The 15,074-nt window shown below is 73.6% G+C and carries 16 protein-coding genes; 14 read left to right on the top strand and 2 right to left on the bottom strand.

The window, feature by feature from the left end; all coding sequences use genetic code 11:
- The first annotated feature begins 82 nt into the window (after positions 1-82).
- Positions 83-520, top strand: a complete 438-nt coding sequence (locus ACZ7JA_RS26155) for a GNAT family N-acetyltransferase (RefSeq protein ID WP_470810690.1) — start codon at positions 83-85, stop codon at positions 518-520.
- 73 nt (positions 521-593) lie between these two features.
- Entirely contained in the window at positions 594-1,187 is a 594-nt protein-coding gene (locus ACZ7JA_RS26150) for a histidine phosphatase family protein (RefSeq protein ID WP_470810688.1), read from the top strand.
- On the opposite strand, the gene ACZ7JA_RS26145 is transcribed toward ACZ7JA_RS26150, so the two are convergent.
- Both ACZ7JA_RS26145 and ACZ7JA_RS26140 read right to left on the bottom strand, forming a co-directional pair.
- Complete coding sequence (locus tag ACZ7JA_RS26145; RefSeq protein ID WP_389304820.1) at positions 1,169-1,612, bottom strand: DUF6314 family protein; 444 nt, start codon at positions 1,610-1,612, stop codon at positions 1,169-1,171. The genes ACZ7JA_RS26150 and ACZ7JA_RS26145 overlap by 19 nt on opposite strands.
- 69 nt (positions 1,613-1,681) lie before the next feature.
- Entirely contained in the window at positions 1,682-2,104 is a 423-nt protein-coding gene (locus ACZ7JA_RS26140; protein WP_351664026.1) for a carboxymuconolactone decarboxylase family protein, read from the bottom strand.
- 331 nt (positions 2,105-2,435) lie between these two features.
- Here ACZ7JA_RS26140 and ACZ7JA_RS26135 point away from each other — a divergent pair, with 331 nt between their 5' ends.
- The 12 genes from ACZ7JA_RS26135 to ACZ7JA_RS26080 all read left to right on the top strand — a co-directional run bounded on the left by ACZ7JA_RS26135 (position 2,436) and on the right by ACZ7JA_RS26080 (position 15,071).
- Positions 2,436-5,048 (top strand): YfhO family protein, encoded by a 2,613-nt coding sequence (locus ACZ7JA_RS26135; RefSeq protein ID WP_470810686.1) that lies wholly within the window; start codon positions 2,436-2,438, stop codon positions 5,046-5,048.
- Positions 5,042-5,992, top strand: coding sequence for a glycosyltransferase family 2 protein (locus ACZ7JA_RS26130; protein WP_351664024.1), 951 nt, complete (start codon positions 5,042-5,044; stop codon positions 5,990-5,992). The genes ACZ7JA_RS26135 and ACZ7JA_RS26130 overlap by 7 nt, the downstream gene beginning before the upstream one ends.
- A complete protein-coding gene (locus ACZ7JA_RS26125) occupies positions 5,992-6,408 on the top strand; it encodes a GtrA family protein (protein WP_351664022.1) in 417 nt (138 codons plus the stop codon). The genes ACZ7JA_RS26130 and ACZ7JA_RS26125 overlap by 1 nt, the downstream gene beginning before the upstream one ends.
- Positions 6,409-6,455: 47 nt before the next feature.
- On the top strand, positions 6,456-7,004 hold the full coding sequence (locus tag ACZ7JA_RS26120; RefSeq protein WP_470810683.1) for a YciI family protein: 549 nt from the start codon (positions 6,456-6,458) through the stop codon (positions 7,002-7,004).
- A 307-nt stretch (positions 7,005-7,311) separates the two neighbouring features.
- Entirely contained in the window at positions 7,312-8,727 is a 1,416-nt protein-coding gene (locus tag ACZ7JA_RS26115) for an MFS transporter (RefSeq protein ID WP_470810681.1), read from the top strand.
- A gap of 74 nt (positions 8,728-8,801) precedes the next feature.
- The gene (argC, locus tag ACZ7JA_RS26110) at positions 8,802-9,830 is read left to right on the top strand and encodes an N-acetyl-gamma-glutamyl-phosphate reductase (protein ID WP_393439061.1); all 1,029 of its coding nucleotides are present in this window, start codon (positions 8,802-8,804) and stop codon (positions 9,828-9,830) included.
- On the top strand, positions 9,827-10,978 hold the full coding sequence (gene argJ / locus ACZ7JA_RS26105; RefSeq protein ID WP_470810679.1) for a bifunctional glutamate N-acetyltransferase/amino-acid acetyltransferase ArgJ: 1,152 nt from the start codon (positions 9,827-9,829) through the stop codon (positions 10,976-10,978). Before argC ends, argJ begins: the two co-directional genes overlap by 4 nt.
- The gene (gene argB, locus ACZ7JA_RS26100) at positions 10,975-11,883 is read left to right on the top strand and encodes an acetylglutamate kinase (RefSeq protein ID WP_351664012.1); all 909 of its coding nucleotides are present in this window, start codon (positions 10,975-10,977) and stop codon (positions 11,881-11,883) included. The genes argJ and argB overlap by 4 nt, the downstream gene beginning before the upstream one ends.
- 41 nt (positions 11,884-11,924) lie before the next feature.
- Positions 11,925-13,079 (top strand): acetylornithine transaminase, encoded by a 1,155-nt coding sequence (locus ACZ7JA_RS26095; RefSeq protein ID WP_389304821.1) that lies wholly within the window; start codon positions 11,925-11,927, stop codon positions 13,077-13,079.
- A 7-nt stretch (positions 13,080-13,086) separates the two neighbouring features.
- On the top strand, positions 13,087-13,632 hold the full coding sequence (locus tag ACZ7JA_RS26090; protein WP_351664007.1) for an arginine repressor: 546 nt from the start codon (positions 13,087-13,089) through the stop codon (positions 13,630-13,632).
- A gap of 97 nt (positions 13,633-13,729) precedes the next feature.
- A complete protein-coding gene (locus ACZ7JA_RS26085) occupies positions 13,730-14,317 on the top strand; it encodes an RNA polymerase sigma factor (RefSeq protein WP_351664005.1) in 588 nt (195 codons plus the stop codon).
- Entirely contained in the window at positions 14,307-15,071 is a 765-nt protein-coding gene (locus ACZ7JA_RS26080; RefSeq protein ID WP_351664003.1) for a hypothetical protein, read from the top strand. The genes ACZ7JA_RS26085 and ACZ7JA_RS26080 overlap by 11 nt, the downstream gene beginning before the upstream one ends.
- Positions 15,072-15,074 lie beyond the last annotated feature (3 nt).

Below are 15,074 nucleotides of genomic sequence, written 5' to 3'. Positions count from 1 at the left end.
CCGGCCCGCCGCGGCCCGCGACGCGCCGTCCGCCGGTGAAACGGAGTCGACGCCCGCCTCGGCGGACTGTGAGGATGCCGGCATGAGCGACGCACCCGAACTCCCCGAAGGCTTCGAGTTCTCCGCCGACACCGGCCGTGTGGACGTGGACCGCGTGCACGGCTGGCTGTCGTCCGACGCCTACTGGGCGATCGGCCGGCCCCGCGAGAAGCATGAGCGCGCGATGACGGAGTCGGTCAACTTCGGGGTGTACGACGCGGCCTCGGGGGAGCAGGTGGCGTACGCGCGCGTGGTGACCGACCGGGCGCTGTTCGCCTGGCTCGCCGACGTGTACGTCGACCCCGCCGTGCGCGGCAAGGGGGTGGGCACGGCGTTCGTCGGCCGGATCCGCGAGTACCTGCGGCCGTACGGGCTGCGCCGCGTCCTGCTGGCCACCGAGGACGCGCAGGAGGTGTACGCCAGGCTCGGCTTCCGGACGGTCGACCACCCGGAACGGTGGATGGTGCACACCTTCGAGTGAGCGTGATCTTACCGTCGGTAACAGCCGGACGGCGCCTCTTGACCTCCGTACCCCCGAGGCCCACCATCACCGCATGCCACTTAGGGTGACGTTCGTCGCCGCCGCGCGCAGTTCCCCGCTGCTCGCGGAGCGCTTCGAGGACGACCGGCCGCTGGACCAGGCCGGCTGGGACGAGGTGCAGCGCGCCGCCGGGGACCTGCTGCCGCTGGCGGCGGCCGAACTGCGCTACTGCTCACCGACCCCGCGCAGCCGTGCCACCGGCGACGCCCTCGGCTACGCGCCGCTGGTCCAGCTCGCCCTGCGCGACTGCGACATGGGCCGCTGGCGCGGACTGACGCTGGGCGAGGCGATGGCCCGTGAGCCGGAGGCGGTGGACGCCTGGCTCGCCGACCCGCGCTCCACCCCGCACGGCGGCGAGTCGCTGCTCGCCTTCATCTCCCGGGTCGGCGGCTGGCTCGACACGCGGCCCGCCGACGACGGCGGCCGGATCGTCGCGGTCGCGGAGCCCTCCGTGATCCGCGCGGCCCTGGTGTACGCCCTGAAGGCGCCGCCCGCCGCGTACTGGAACATCGACGTCCGGCCGCTGTCGGTGACCACCGTGACGGGCCGCTCCGGCCGCTGGAACCTCCGTCTGGACGGCGTCCTCGCTCAGCCCTCGCGCACGTAGTCCGTGGTGAGCAACAGGTCCTTGGCCGGCCCGCCCACCAGCCACACCGTGCGCCAGCGATCGTCGTCGGTCACGGTGAACTCGCCCCGGTAGAAGTCGGCCGCGCAGGGATGGCCGGCGACGTACCGCCCCGAGGTCAGGTCCAGCTCGTGGAAGGGCCGGCCGTCCGCGAACCGCACGTCCGCCGTGCCCGGCCGCCGCCCCGGCAGGAACCGCAGGGTCCGCGTGGCCGGCCGTGTCACGCCCCGCCAGGTGAACTCCCCGGACTCCTCGTGCAGCAGCCCGCCGCCGTCGAGCGGGCCGAAGACGGTGACCCCGGTGAAGTGCCCCTCGTCCCCGCCCGCCAGGTCCCGCACGCTCCGCTCCACCCGCCAGCGTCCGGCCAGATGGGCCAGCACGTCGGGCACGGGCCGGAACCCGCTCATCGCCGCCCCCTCCTCGTACGCGGCCGGCGCCGCGACCGGATACGGCGTCAGCGCATGCATGCCCCGAGTCTACGAGCCGGCCCCGGGCCGTCCCACCGGCAGCAGCCCGCGTTCGGCGAACACCTTCTTCGCGGCGAACGTGGCGTTCAGCGCCCTCGGCATCCCGCAGTAGACGGCGGAGTGCAGCAGCGCCTCGGTGATCTCCTCCGGAGTGAGGCCCACGTTCAGCGCCGCGCCCACGTGCACGTCGAGCTGGGCCTCGCAGCCGCCGAGCGCCGCGAGCACGCCCAGCGTGACCAGCTGGCGGTCGCGCGGCGCCAGTCCGGGCCGGTCGTAGATCTCCCCGAAGGCCCAGGCGACGACCTGGTGGCCCAGCTCGGGGCTGACGTCCGCGAGCGAGTCGACGACCCGCTGCCCGGCCTCGCCGTCGACCTTCCGCAGGACCTCCAGGCCGTGGGCGAAACGCTCGTCACGGGTGGTGCTCTCGCTCATGTCGTACATCCCTTCCGGGCCGCCGCTCGACGCGGCCGCCGTCCGCCGTTGCCGGAACGCTAGGAGTTGGAGCGCACTCCAGGTCAAGCGGGGCACTCCGGGGCCAGGCCGGACCGCAGTGCGCTCCGCCCGCGCCTTCCACGAGATCGATTCACCTTGAAAACACCTTTCCGAAATCCAGTGTTTCCCTGGCGGCCGATAAATTCACGACGTGTTTGAAGTATTCGGAGTGTGACGCCCCACTTTTCGGTGAGCGCACAACCATCCGGAAATGCGTTCCGTCTAATCCGGCGAAATCGAGGAAATGAATTCGCTGGGGGCCTGCCGATCAATGGACCGCTCGACCCGGCCCTCAGGGCCCCGCACCACCGCACGTGCCGCGCTGCTGGCCGCGGCCGTCGCCCTCACCGCCTTCTGCGCCGCCGACCTCCTCGCGGGCAGCTACCCGTTCGGCCTCCGCACCCGGAGCGTCAACGACCTGGGCAACCAGTACGTGCCGTTCCACGCCCACCTGTGGGACCTGCTGCACGGCCGCGCCGACGGCGGGCTCCTCGTCGACTGGCGGTCCGGCTACGGCTCCAGCTTCCTGCCCGACCTCGGCACCTATCTGAGCAGCCCGTTCGCCCCGCTGGTCGCCCTCTTCCCGCGGGACGAGATCGACCTCGCGGTGTACGTGGTCACCGCGCTGAAGACCGCGTCGGCCGGCGCCGCCATGGCCTGCCTGCTCCTGGCCCTGCGGCCCGGGCGCTGGTGGGCGGCCGGCCTGCTCGGCGCCTCATACGCCCTGTGCGGCTGGAGCCTGGCCGACGCCTCGTACAACCCCATGTGGCTGGACGGACTCGTCGCCCTTCCCCTGCTCTGCCTGGCCGGCGAATGGGCCCTGGCCGGCCGGCGCCGGGTGCTCGGCGTCCTCGTCGTGGCCCTCGCCTGGACCGCCAACTTCTACACCGCCTACATGGCCACCCTCGGCGCCGGCCTGGTCCTGCTGCTGCGCCTGCTGCTCGCGCACCCGCCCCGCCGGCAGGCGCTCGCGGCCGCCGGCCGTGCCGCGCTCACGGCCGCCCTCGGCATGGGCCTCGCCGCCCCGCTGGTCACGGTCGTCTACTTCGGCACCGAGCACGCCTACCCGGGCCGGATCCGCGACTTCGCCCCGGTGCCCGGCGAGGACCTGCTGGCCCGGCTGCTGCCGGCCACCTACGGCTTCGGCTCCCCGGCCCTCTACGTCGGCCTGACCGCCCTGCTGCTCGCCCTCGCCCTGCCGTTCCACCGCGCGGTCCCGGCCCGGGTGCGCACCGGCTGGACCCTGCTCGTGGCCGCGGTGGCCCTCTCCCTGCAGTGGGCGCCCACCCATCTCCTCTGGCACGCCTTCGCCACCCCGCAGGGCAGCCCCTACCGGCAGGCCTTCGTGCTGTGCGGGCTGCTGGTCATCGCCGCCTGGCACACCCTGTCGTACGGCCCGCCGCCCCCGCGCGTCCTGGCCGCTGCCGCCGCCCTGCTCGCCCTGATCACGGGTCTGGCGAGCCGCAGCGACCTGGTGCGCCCGCACACCTGGCCGGTTTTGCTGCTCGCCACCGCGGGCGCCCTCGCCGGCCTCGCCCTGCTGCGCCGCGCCGACACCGGACGGCGCGCTCGGGTCCTGGCCGGCCTCGCCGCCGTAATCCTGCTTGGCGCACAAGCCGGCGAGAGCGCCGCCACCTCGGCGGTCGCCACCCGGATGCGCCTCGCCCACCTGGACGACTACGCGCCCTGGGGACAGCGGCAGCAGCGGCAGGAGGCGGCGGTCGCCCGGGCCGACGGCTGGCCCCGGTACCGCACCGACCCCGGCCGCGAGCAGACCGTCGCCAACGACCCGATGCTGGTCGGCGGCCAGGGCGCCCAGTACTACAGCAGCCTGACCTCCGACGTCCTCAGCCGCACCCTCACCGCGCTCGGCGGCGGCTGGACCTCGCGCGGCCGGAGCGTGCAGAGCCTGGACAACCCCGTCACCGACGTCGTCTTCTCCGTCGGCGCCCGGGTGCACTCCCCGCCGGACCCGCACCAGTCGAAGCCGCCGCGCGACGGTGACGGCGGCCCGGCGACCGTGACCCGCCGGGACGTGCCGCCCCTGGTGACCGTGCGCGGCGCCCCCGCACGGACCGGCTTCGGGCCGTCGCCGTACCGCAACCAGGAACTGCTGCTCGGCAGCCGCGTCTACACCGTCCCCCGCACCACCGTGCGCGACGACGCCGGGCGGCCCGTCCGCAGCGGCCGGATCGGTGCCGGGAACGCCCTGGCCCGTCCGACGGTGACGGCCGTCTGCCCGGCCGGCAGCCAGGTGTACCTGTGGGCACCCCGCTTCTCCGGCACGGCACGCCTGGACGGCGCCCGCGCCGACGCGCGCTTCCGGTTCGCCTACCCGCGCAACCGCGCCGCCATGGAGCCGCTCGGACCTGCCCCGGCCTCCGGGCCGCTGCGCGTCAGACTGACCCCGGACCAGCCCGGCCGCGTCCCGCGCGGCGCCGTCGGCTGCCTGGACACCGGGCGCCTGCGCGCCGCGGCCGCCCGGCTGACGGCCACCGGCGCCACCCGGGTCACCGTCTCCGACGGCACGCTGCGCGCCGAACTGCCCGCCGGCAGCGGGGGGATCGCCGTCGTGGCCGCCCCCCGGATCGCCGGCTGGCGGTGCGCCGCCGGCGGCGGCCCGCTCCGTCCGGCCGGGTCCTACCACGGGCTGATCGCCGTCCCCCTGGACGGCACCGCCACCTCACTGACCTGTGTCTTCCGTCCGCCCGGGCTGCGCCTGGGGGCGGCCGTCGGAGCCGCCTCGCTCCTGACGCTCGCCCTGCTCGGCACGCTCCGGGCCGTGCGCCGCCGGCGTGTGCCGGCACCGCACCCGACCACACCACCACGCGAGCGCGTGACCAGCGCACTCCGAACGCGCACCGGGGGAGATCCGTCATGCTGATATCGATCGTCGCGCCCTGCTACAACGAGGAGTCCGTCCTCGAGCGCTTCCACGAGGAGGCCCGGCGGATCGCCGACGAACTGCTGCCGCGCGGGCACGACATGGAGTTCGTCTACGTCGACGACGGCAGCCGCGACCGCACCCTCGCCGTGCTGGAGCGACTCGCCGCGTGCGACTCCCGGGTGCGGTACGTCTCCTTCAGCCGCAACTTCGGCAAGGAGGCGGCCCTGCTCGCCGGTCTGCGGCACGCCTCCGGCGACTCGGTCGTCGTGATGGACGCCGACCTCCAGCACCCGCCCGAGCTGATCGAGCGCATGGTCCGGCTGCGCGAGCAGGGCCACGACCAGGTCATCGCCCGGCGCACCCGCACCGGTGACCGCCTCACCCGCACCCTCACCGCCCGCCTGTACTACCGGCTCGTCAACCGCCTGGTCGACGTCGAACTGGTGGACGGCGTGGGCGACTTCCGCCTGATGTCGCGCCGGGTGGTGGACGCCGTGCTGGCCCTCACCGAGTACAACCGCTTCTCCAAGGGCCTGTTCGCCTGGGTCGGCTTCCCGAGCACCACCTTCGAGTACGAGAACGCCGCGCGCGAGGCGGGCCGCAGTTCCTGGAACCTGCGCAGCCTGCTCAACTACGGCCTCGACGGCCTGCTGTCCTTCAACAACCGGCCGCTGCGCGCCGCCCTCTGGCTCGGCACCGGCCTGCTGCTGTGCGCGGGCCTGTACACCGCCTGGATCGTGGGCGCCGCACTCGTGCACGGCGTCGACGCGCCCGGGTATGTCACCATCATCACCGCGGTCACGGCTCTCGCCGGCGTGCAGATGGTCATGCTGGGAGTCATCGGGGAGTACACCGGCCGCATCTACTACGAGGTGAAGGGGCGTCCGCACTTCCTGGTGAAGGCGACCAACGTGGAACGAACGAAAGACCTCATCCCTTGATGCCGAGACAGACCGCGATACCCAGGCAGATGGTCACCTTCGCCGTGGTCGGCGCCGTCAACACGGCCGTGTACTACGGCCTCTACCTGCTGTTCCTGCACTGGCTTCCCTATCTCGGCGCGCACGTCCTCGCATTCGCGCTCAGCATGGTCGGATCCTTTTTCCTCAACGCGCGTTTCACCTACCGGACGCGGCCCACCTGGCGGAAATTCCTGCTGTTCCCGCTGACGAACGCCACCAATTTCCTCGTCACCACCGCGGGTGTGTACGTGATCGTGGACGTCCTCCACGCCGGGAACCGCTTCGCCCCCCTGCTCGCCTCCGCCGCGTCGATCCCGGTGACGTTCGTCGTGTCCCGCCGCATCATGCTGCCCGGCGGCAGGGACGTCCGGGACCGGCCGCGGATGCCCGCGTGACGTAATCCGGTTGAACCGCCGGAGCCCGGTGCGCCAGGGTCCGCGGCATGGAGTTCTTCTGCCACCACCGCGACCGGCCCGGCTCCGGGGCGCTGCGCGACGAGATGCTGGAGCGGCACTGGTCCTACATGGACCGGTACGCCGAGGAGCTGATCGCGCGCGGCCCGACCTTCGCCGCCGACGGCGAGACGCCCACCGGCAGCGTGCACATCGTCGACCTGCCCGGTCCCGCGGCCGCCCGTGCGTTCGCCTTCGACGAGCCGAACCACCAGGCGGGCGTGTACCGGGACGTGCTGCTGCGCCGGTGGCGCAACCTGCTGGGGCGCACCATGTGGGACTTCCCCGGTGGCGCGACCGGCGGCAACCGGTACCTCGTGCTGGGGCTCGGCGTCGAGCGGACCGCCGAGCCGAAGGTGCCGCCGGCCCAGGACGAACTGATCGCGTTCGGGCCGCTGCTGTCCGACGACGGCGCCATCTGGCTGGGCACGGCGGCACTGGTCCGGGCCCCCGGCCCGGACGCCGCCCGGGCCGTCCTGGCGCCGGTCGAGTACGCCGCCGTCGAGGTCCACGACTGGGAGTTCGGCGGGCGTCGCTGAGGGACCGGCGGCCAGGATCGGGGGGCGCTGCGGGACCGGCGGCCAGGATCGGGCGTCGGGCGTCGCTGAGGGACCGGCGGCCAGGATCGGGGGGGGGCGGGCGCTGCGGGACCCCCTGCCCGGAACACGTGGCAGGGCCCGCGGCGGCTCCGCTGCTGGCCGGGTCCGCGTCCAGCCGCGTCCGGTTGGCCGGTTGACCCGTTCGGTGCACGCCGGCCGCCCGGCGGCCCGGGCTCGCGTAACCGGCGGCGGCCGCCGCCTAGCATGCTCACCGCTCAGGCGTTCCGGACAGGACGGGGTCGGCGCCATGCCCTTCGCTCAGTCCGCCCGCGGCGGCGGGGCCGGCGCCCCGGTCCCGGCGGCCGCGCCACGCTCCACGGCGCCGCTGCTGGCCGTGTGCGCCGGGTACTTCATGGTCATCCTGGACGTCACGATCATCAACGTGGCCGTGCCCGTGGTGGGCCGGGACCTGCACGCCTCGCTCACCGGCGTCCAGTGGATCACGGACGGGTACACCCTGGTCTTCGCCGGGTTCCTGATGACCGGCGGCGCGCTGGGCGACCGGCTGGGCAACCGGCGCGTCTTCCGCGCGGGCGTCGGGGTGTTCACGGCGGCCTCGGCGGCGTGCGCGTTCGCGCCGAGCGCGCCGTTCCTGGTCGCCGCCCGGCTGGTGGAAGGCCTCGGCGCGGCCCTGATCGTGCCCGGCTCCCTCGCCCTGCTCCAGGAGGCCTACCCGGTGCCCGCGGCCCGCTCGCGCGCCTTCGGGCTCTGGGGGTCGATGGCCGGCATCGCGGCCTCCGCCGGGCCGCTGCTCGGCGGACTGCTGGTGTCCACGGTGGGCTGGCGCTGGGTCTTCCTGATCAACCTGCCGGTCGGCGCGGTCTGCCTGGCGCTGACGTCGCGGTTCGTCGCGCCCTCGCCGCGGCACCGGGACCGGGCCCTCGACTGGCCCGCCCAGTGCGCCGTGGTGGCGGCGGTGGCCCTGCTCACCGCCGCGCTGAACGAGGCGGGACGGCGCGGCTGGACCGACCCCGCCGTGCTCGCCGGCCTGGCCCTGGCCGTGCTCGCCGTCGCCGCGTTCGTCCTGCGGGAGCGGTTCGCCCGGTCTCCCGCCCTGCCGCTGGGACTGCTGAGCTCCCGCGCGATGAGCGGCGGCGCCGTCATCGGGCTGCTGTTCAACTTCGGCTTCTACGGCATGGTCTTCACCGCCAGCCTGTACTTCCAGCACCAGCGCGGCTTCAGCGCCCTCAGGACCGGACTGGCCCTCTTCCCGGCGGTGGCGATGACGATGTTCGCCTCCGTGCTGTCCGGCAGGCTGAGCCGCCGCACCGGTGACCGCCCGCTGGTGGTCACCGGCATGCTCCTGGGCGCCCTGGGACTGGCCGGCTGGGCCGCGGCGGGACCCGACCCCGCGTACCCGCTGCTGGTGGCCCCGATGATGGCCACCGGCTTCGGCACGTCCTTCGCGCTCACCGGCTCGACGGCCACCGTGATGGGCGCCGCGCCCCCGGCGTACGCGGGCGCCGCCTCCGCCCTGTTCAACACCACCCGCCAGATCGGCAGCGCCACCGGCGTCGCCCTGGGCGGCAGCCTGCTGGCCACCAGCACCGACTACGGCACCGGGCTGCGCACCACCATGACCGCCGGCGCCCTCGCCTACCTGACCGCGGCGGCCCTCGCCTGGCGCTGCGTCCCGCCCCGGGCGGCCCCGGGTGGCGGGTGACCTCCGGACCACGGAAGGCGATTGCATAAACGTGCAGCGATACGTATAGTCATGCCATCCAGAGGAGGGTGGACATGGCGGTACGTGCGGCGGTGGCCGGAGCGAGCGGATACGCGGGCGGTGAGGTCCTGCGGCTGCTCCTCGCGCACCCCGAGATCGAGATCGGCGCCCTGACGGCGAGCTCCAACGCCGGCCGGCGGCTCGGCGCGCTCCAGCCGCACCTGCTGCCGCTGGCCGACCGGGTGCTGGCCGAGACCACGCCGGAGAACCTCGCCGGGCACGACGTCGTCTTCCTGGCGCTGCCCCACGGGCAGTCCGCCGCCGTCGCCGAGCGGCTCGGCCCGGACGTCCTGGTGGTCGACATGGGCGCCGACTTCCGGCTGAAGGACCCGGCCGACTGGGAGCGGTTCTACGGCTCCCCGCACGCCGGCACCTGGCCCTACGGCCTCCCCGAACTGCCGGGCGCCCGCGCCGCGCTGGAGGGGTCCAGGCGCATCGCGGTACCCGGTTGCTACCCGACCGCCGTCTCCCTCGCCCTCTACCCGGCCTACGCGGCCCACCTCGCCGGGCCCGAGGCGGTCGTCGTCGCCGCGTCCGGGACGTCCGGCGCGGGCAAGGCGCCCAAGCCGCACCTGCTCGGCAGCGAGGTGATGGGCTCCATGACGCCGTACGGCGTCGGCGGCGGCCACCGGCACACCCCCGAGATGATCCAGAACCTCAGCGCGGTGGCGGGGGAGCCGGTCTCGGTCTCCTTCACTCCCACCCTCGCGCCGATGCCGCGCGGCATCCTGGCCACGTGCAGCGCGAAGGCCGCTCCCGGGGTGACGGCGGAGTCCGTCCGCGCCGCCTACGAGAAGGCCTACGCCGACGAGCCCTTCGTCCACCTGCTCCCCGAGGGGCAGTGGCCGGCGACGGCGTCCGTGTACGGCTCCAACGCCGCGCAGGTGCAGGTCGCGTACGACGCCGCCGCGGGCCGCGTCATCGCGATCAGCGCCATCGACAACCTGACCAAGGGCACCGCGGGCGGTGCCCTGCAGAGCATGAACATCGCCCTGGGTCTCCCCGAGACCACGGGACTTTCCACGATCGGAGTCGCACCGTGAGCGTCACGGCAGCCAAGGGATTCACGGCGGCGGGCATCGCCGCCGGGATCAAGGAGAACGGCAACCCGGACCTGGCCCTCGTGGTCAACGACGGGCCCCGCCGTGCCGCCGCCGGCGTCTTCACCTCCAACCGTGTGAAGGCCGCCCCGGTGCTGTGGTCCGAGCAGGTCCTCAGGAGCGGCCAGGTGTCGGCCGTGGTGCTGAACTCCGGCGGCGCCAACGCGTGCACGGGCCCCAAGGGCTTCCAGGACGCCCACGCCACCGCCGAGAAGGCGGCCGAGGTGCTGGACCGGGGCGCCATCGAGGTCGCCGTCTGCTCCACCGGGCTCATCGGCGTGCTGCTCCCGATGGACAAGCTCCTGAAGGGTGTGGAGACGGCCGCCGGCGCCCTCAGCGAGCACGGCGGCGAGAAGGCCGCCATCGCCATCAAGACCACCGACACCGTGCACAAGACGTCCGTGGTCGGCAAGGACGGGTGGACCGTCGGCGGCATGGCCAAGGGCGCCGGCATGCTCGCGCCGGGCCTCGCCACCATGCTGGTCGTCCTCACCACCGACGCCGACGTCGACGGCGAGGTGCTGGACAAGGCCCTGCGCGCCGCGACCCGGGTCACCTTCGACCGCGTCGACTCCGACGGCTGCATGTCCACCAACGACACCGTGCTGCTGCTCTCCTCCGGCGCCTCCGGCGTCAACCCCGGGTACGACGAGTTCGCCGAGGCCGTCCGGCAGGTCTGCGACGACCTCGGCCGGCAGCTCATCGGCGACGCCGAGGGCGCGGCCAAGGACATCAAGGTCGAGGTGATCAACGCCGAGACGGAGGACGACGCCGTCGAGGTCGGCCGCTCCATCGCCCGCAACAACCTGCTCAAGTGCGCGATCCACGGCGAGGACCCCAACTGGGGCCGCGTCCTGTCCGCCATCGGCACCACGAAGGCCGCCTTCGAACCGGACCGGCTGAACGTCGCCATCAACGGCGTCTGGGTATGCAAGGACGGCTCCGTGGGCGAGGACCGCGAGCTGGTCGACATGCGCTACCGCGAGGTGCACATCGTCGCCGACCTCGCCGCGGGCGGCGAGAGCGCCACCATCTGGACCAACGACCTGACCGCCGACTACGTCCACGAGAACAGCGCCTACTCCTCATGACCACGACGCGGAAACACACGGCACTGCCCAAGGCCCAGATCCTCATCGAGGCCCTGCCCTGGCTGACCCGGCACCACGGCAAGACGGTCGTCATCAAGTTCGGCGGCAACGCCATGGTCGACGAGGACCTGAAGGCCGCCTTCGCCCAGGACGTCGTCTTCCTGCGGCACGCCGGTCTCAAGCCGGTCGTGGTGCACGGCGGCGGCCCGCAGATCAGCGCCGCCCTCGACCGGCACGGCATCGTCAGCGAGTTCAAGGCCGGCCTCCGGGTCACCACCGAGGAGGCCATGGACGTCGTACGGATGGTGCTCGCCGGGCAGGTGCAGCGCGAGCTGGTCGGCCTGCTCAACCAGCACGGCCCCCTCGCCGTCGGTCTGACCGGCGAGGACGCCCACACCATCACCGCCACGCGACACCAGCCCGAGATCGACGGCGAGCTGGTCGACATCGGGCGGGTCGGCGAGATCACCGAGATCGACACCGGCGCCATCGAGGCACTGCTCGCCGACGGCCGCATCCCGGTCGTGTCCTCGATCGCCAGGTCACAGGACGACGGACATGTCTACAACGTCAATGCTGATACGGCGGCTGCGGCACTCGCTGCGGCACTGGGCGCCGAAACCCTCATGGTCCTCACCGACGTCGAGGGCCTCTACGAGGACTGGCCGCACTCCGACGAGGTGATCAGCCGCCTCACCGCCTCCCAGCTGGAGAAACTGCTGCCGGAGCTGTCCGCCGGCATGGTGCCGAAGATGGAGGGCTGCCTGCACGCCGTGCGCGGCGGCGTGCGCACCGCCCGCGTCATCGACGGCCGGGTGCAGCACTCGATCCTGCTGGAGATCTTCACCGACGAGGGCATCGGCACGATGGTCGTGCCCGACGAGACCGAGGGGGAGCAGTCGTGACGGGCAACCAGGAGCTGACCGCGCGCTGGCAGGGCGCGCTCATGAACAACTACGGCACCCCCCGGCTGCCCCTCGTCCGCGGCGCGGGCGCCCGGCTGTGGGACGCCGACGGCAAGGAGTACCTCGACTTCGTCGGCGGCATCGCGGTCAACGCGCTCGGCCACGCCCATCCGGCCGTCGTGGAGGCCGTCAGCCGGCAGATCGGCTCCCTCGGCCATGTCTCCAACCTGTTCGTCGCCGAGCCGCCCGTGGCCCTCGCCGAGCGGCTGCTGCAGCTCTTCGGGCGGGACGGCAAGGTCTACTTCTGCAACTCGGGGGCCGAGGCCAACGAGGGCGCCTTCAAGATCGGCCGGCTGACCGGGCGGACCCACATGGTGGCCACCCAGGGCGGCTTCCACGGCCGGACGATGGGCGCCCTGGCGCTCACCGGCCAGCCCGCGAAGCAGCAGCCCTTCCTGCCGCTGCCCGGCGACGTCACCCACGTCCCGTACGGCGACGCGCAGGCGCTGGCCGCCGCGGTGACGCAGGAGACGGCCCTCGTGATCATCGAGCCGATCCAGGGCGAGAACGGCGTCGTGGTGCCCCCGGCCGGCTACCTCAAGGCGGCCCGCGCCATCACCGCCGCCACCGGCGCCCTGCTGGTGCTGGACGAGGTGCAGACCGGCGTCGGGCGGACCGGCAACTGGTTCGAGTACCAGGCCCACGAAGGCGTCCTGCCGGACGTCGTCACGCTCGCCAAGGGGCTCGGCGGCGGGCTGCCGCTCGGCGCCACCGTCGCCTTCGGGCGCGCCGCCGAGCTGCTCCGGCCCGGCCAGCACGGCACCACCTTCGGCGGCAACCCGGTCGCCTGCGCCGCCGGACTCGCCGTCCTGGACACCATCGCGGACGAGGGCCTGCTGGAGAACGTCAAGCGGCAGAGCGAGCGGCTGCGCGACGGAATCGAGGCGCTCGGCCACCCGATGATCGCCCATGTCCGGGGCGCGGGCCTGCTCCTGGGTATCGTGCTCACCGGGCCGCACGCACCGCGGGTGCAGCAGGCGGCCCAGGAGGCCGGGTTCCTGGTGAACGCGCCCGCTCCCGACGTCGTACGGCTCATGCCGCCGCTGAACCTGCGCGACGACGAGACGGGCGCCTTGCTGCGGGCACTGCCCGGCATCCTCGACGCAGCCGACGGGGACGGACGATCCGGGGAATGAGACGACGATGAGCCAGGCGCAGGACCACGAGCAGGCGGCGGGTGCCGGACCCGCCGTCCCGCAGACCCGCACCGCCCGCCACCGCCGGATCGTGGACATCCTCAACCGGCAGCCGGTGCGGTCCCAGAGCCAGCTCGCGAAGCTGCTCGCCGACGACGGGCTGACCGTCACCCAGGCGACGCTCTCCAGGGACCTGGACGAGCTGAACGCGGTGAAGATCCGCAACAACGACGGCGACCTGATCTACGCGGTACCCAGCGAGGGCGGTTTCCGCACCCCGCGCGCCCCGCTCGGGGAGTCGGCGAAGGAGGAGCGGATGCGCCGGCTCTCCCAGGAGCTGCTGATCGCCGCCGAGGCCTCCGCCAACCTCGTGGTGCTGCGCACCCCGCCGGGCGCGGCCCAGTTCCTCGCCTCCGCGATCGACCAGGCCGAACTGCACGACATCCTCGGCACCATCGCCGGCGACGACACGCTGCTGCTGATCAGCCGCGATCCCGACGGCGGGCAGGCGCTCGCGGATCACCTGCTGCGGCTGGCCCAGAACGGACAGTGACCCGCGTGCGGGGCCCGGCCGACCGGCGGACAATGGCTGTGTGATCTTCCGGAGCCGGGGCGCAATCCCCAGGCGTCGGCCGACCGTATACAGAGGTGTGTCGGGTTACGGGACGCCGGTGGACCGCCTTCCGGACGAGGCGCTTTTGTCCGGGCTCTCCACCGGTGACCAGGAACTCGCCGTCGCCTTCGTACGGAGGTTCCAGCACAGGGTCTTCGGTGTGGCCATGGCCGTCACCGGTGATCCGCAGCTCGCCGAGGACATCGCCCAGCAGACGTTCGAGCGCGCGTGGCGTCACGCACAGATCTACGACTCGCGCCGCGGGTCGGTCACGACCTGGCTGACGACCATCGCGCACAACCTCGCGATCGACGCCGTCCGCGCCCGGCGGACGCAGGCGGTGGCGCCCGAGGACCTCGAGGCTCTCCTGGGCGTCGTCACCGAGACCCCCGAGCGGTGGGCGCTGGCCGACGAGGCCTCGTCCCAGCTCCGGGCCGCCCTGGCGAGGCTGCCGCGGGAACAGGCGCGTGCCCTGGTGATGGCGGGTGTCTACGGAATGACGGCCCAGCAGATAGCGGAATGGGAGAAGATCCCGCTGGGCACCGCCAAGACGCGGATCAGGGCGGCCATGGGCAAACTGCGGACCACCCTCGCGGCTCCAAAGCGAGGCAACAATGTCCAGTGAGGTGACCTGCGGGCGACTGCGGGAGCTCGGCGCCGAGTTGGCGCTGGGCGTCCTCGACGGCCGCGAGCGCGCCGCGGCCGTCGAGCATCTGGACCGCTGCGCGGAGTGCCGCGAGTACGTCGAGCACCTGACCCTCGTCGGCGACCGGCTGATCGGCCTGCTGCCCTGCCGGGAACCGCCGCTGGGCTTCGAGACCCGGGTGGCGCGCGCACTGACCGAGGACGCCACGGACGAACGGCGCCCGCGGGCACGTGAGCCGCTGCGTGCGGGACTGCGCGGCCGCGCCCGGCGGGTCCGCCTGCGGCTCGCCTCGGTGGCGGTCGCGTTCGCCGTCGCCTTCGGCTTCGCCGGCTGGGGGATCGGCACCGCCATCCAGGATGTCACGGCCGCGCCCGCGGCGCCCGCCGGGACCGAGACCATGCTGGTCGGTGATCTGACCTCGGCCGGGGACGGGGCCCGCCCCGCGGGAGAGGTCTACGCCCACCCCGGCAGCCCGGGGTGGGTGTTCATGTCGGTCGACCTGACGGGCTCCGGCAGCGCGTACGAGGGCAAGGTCACCTGTCTCCTGGAGCGTTCCGACGGCACGACGGTCCGGCTCGGCGAGTTCGCGATGCACGACGGCCGCGGCGCCTGGGGCGTGGCGGCTCCCGTCGACGCCGGCGCGGTGTCGGGCGCCCGCCTGACCGCCCCGGACGGCACCGTCCTCGCCACGGCCCCGCTGCAGGCCGGGCAGGTCCGCGCCGAAGCGGCCTGAAGC

The organism is Streptomyces sp. NPDC038135 (assembly GCF_055601245.1).
Note: the sequence above shows the minus strand (reverse complement) of the source record. Positions and strands in the feature narration are given on the sequence as shown.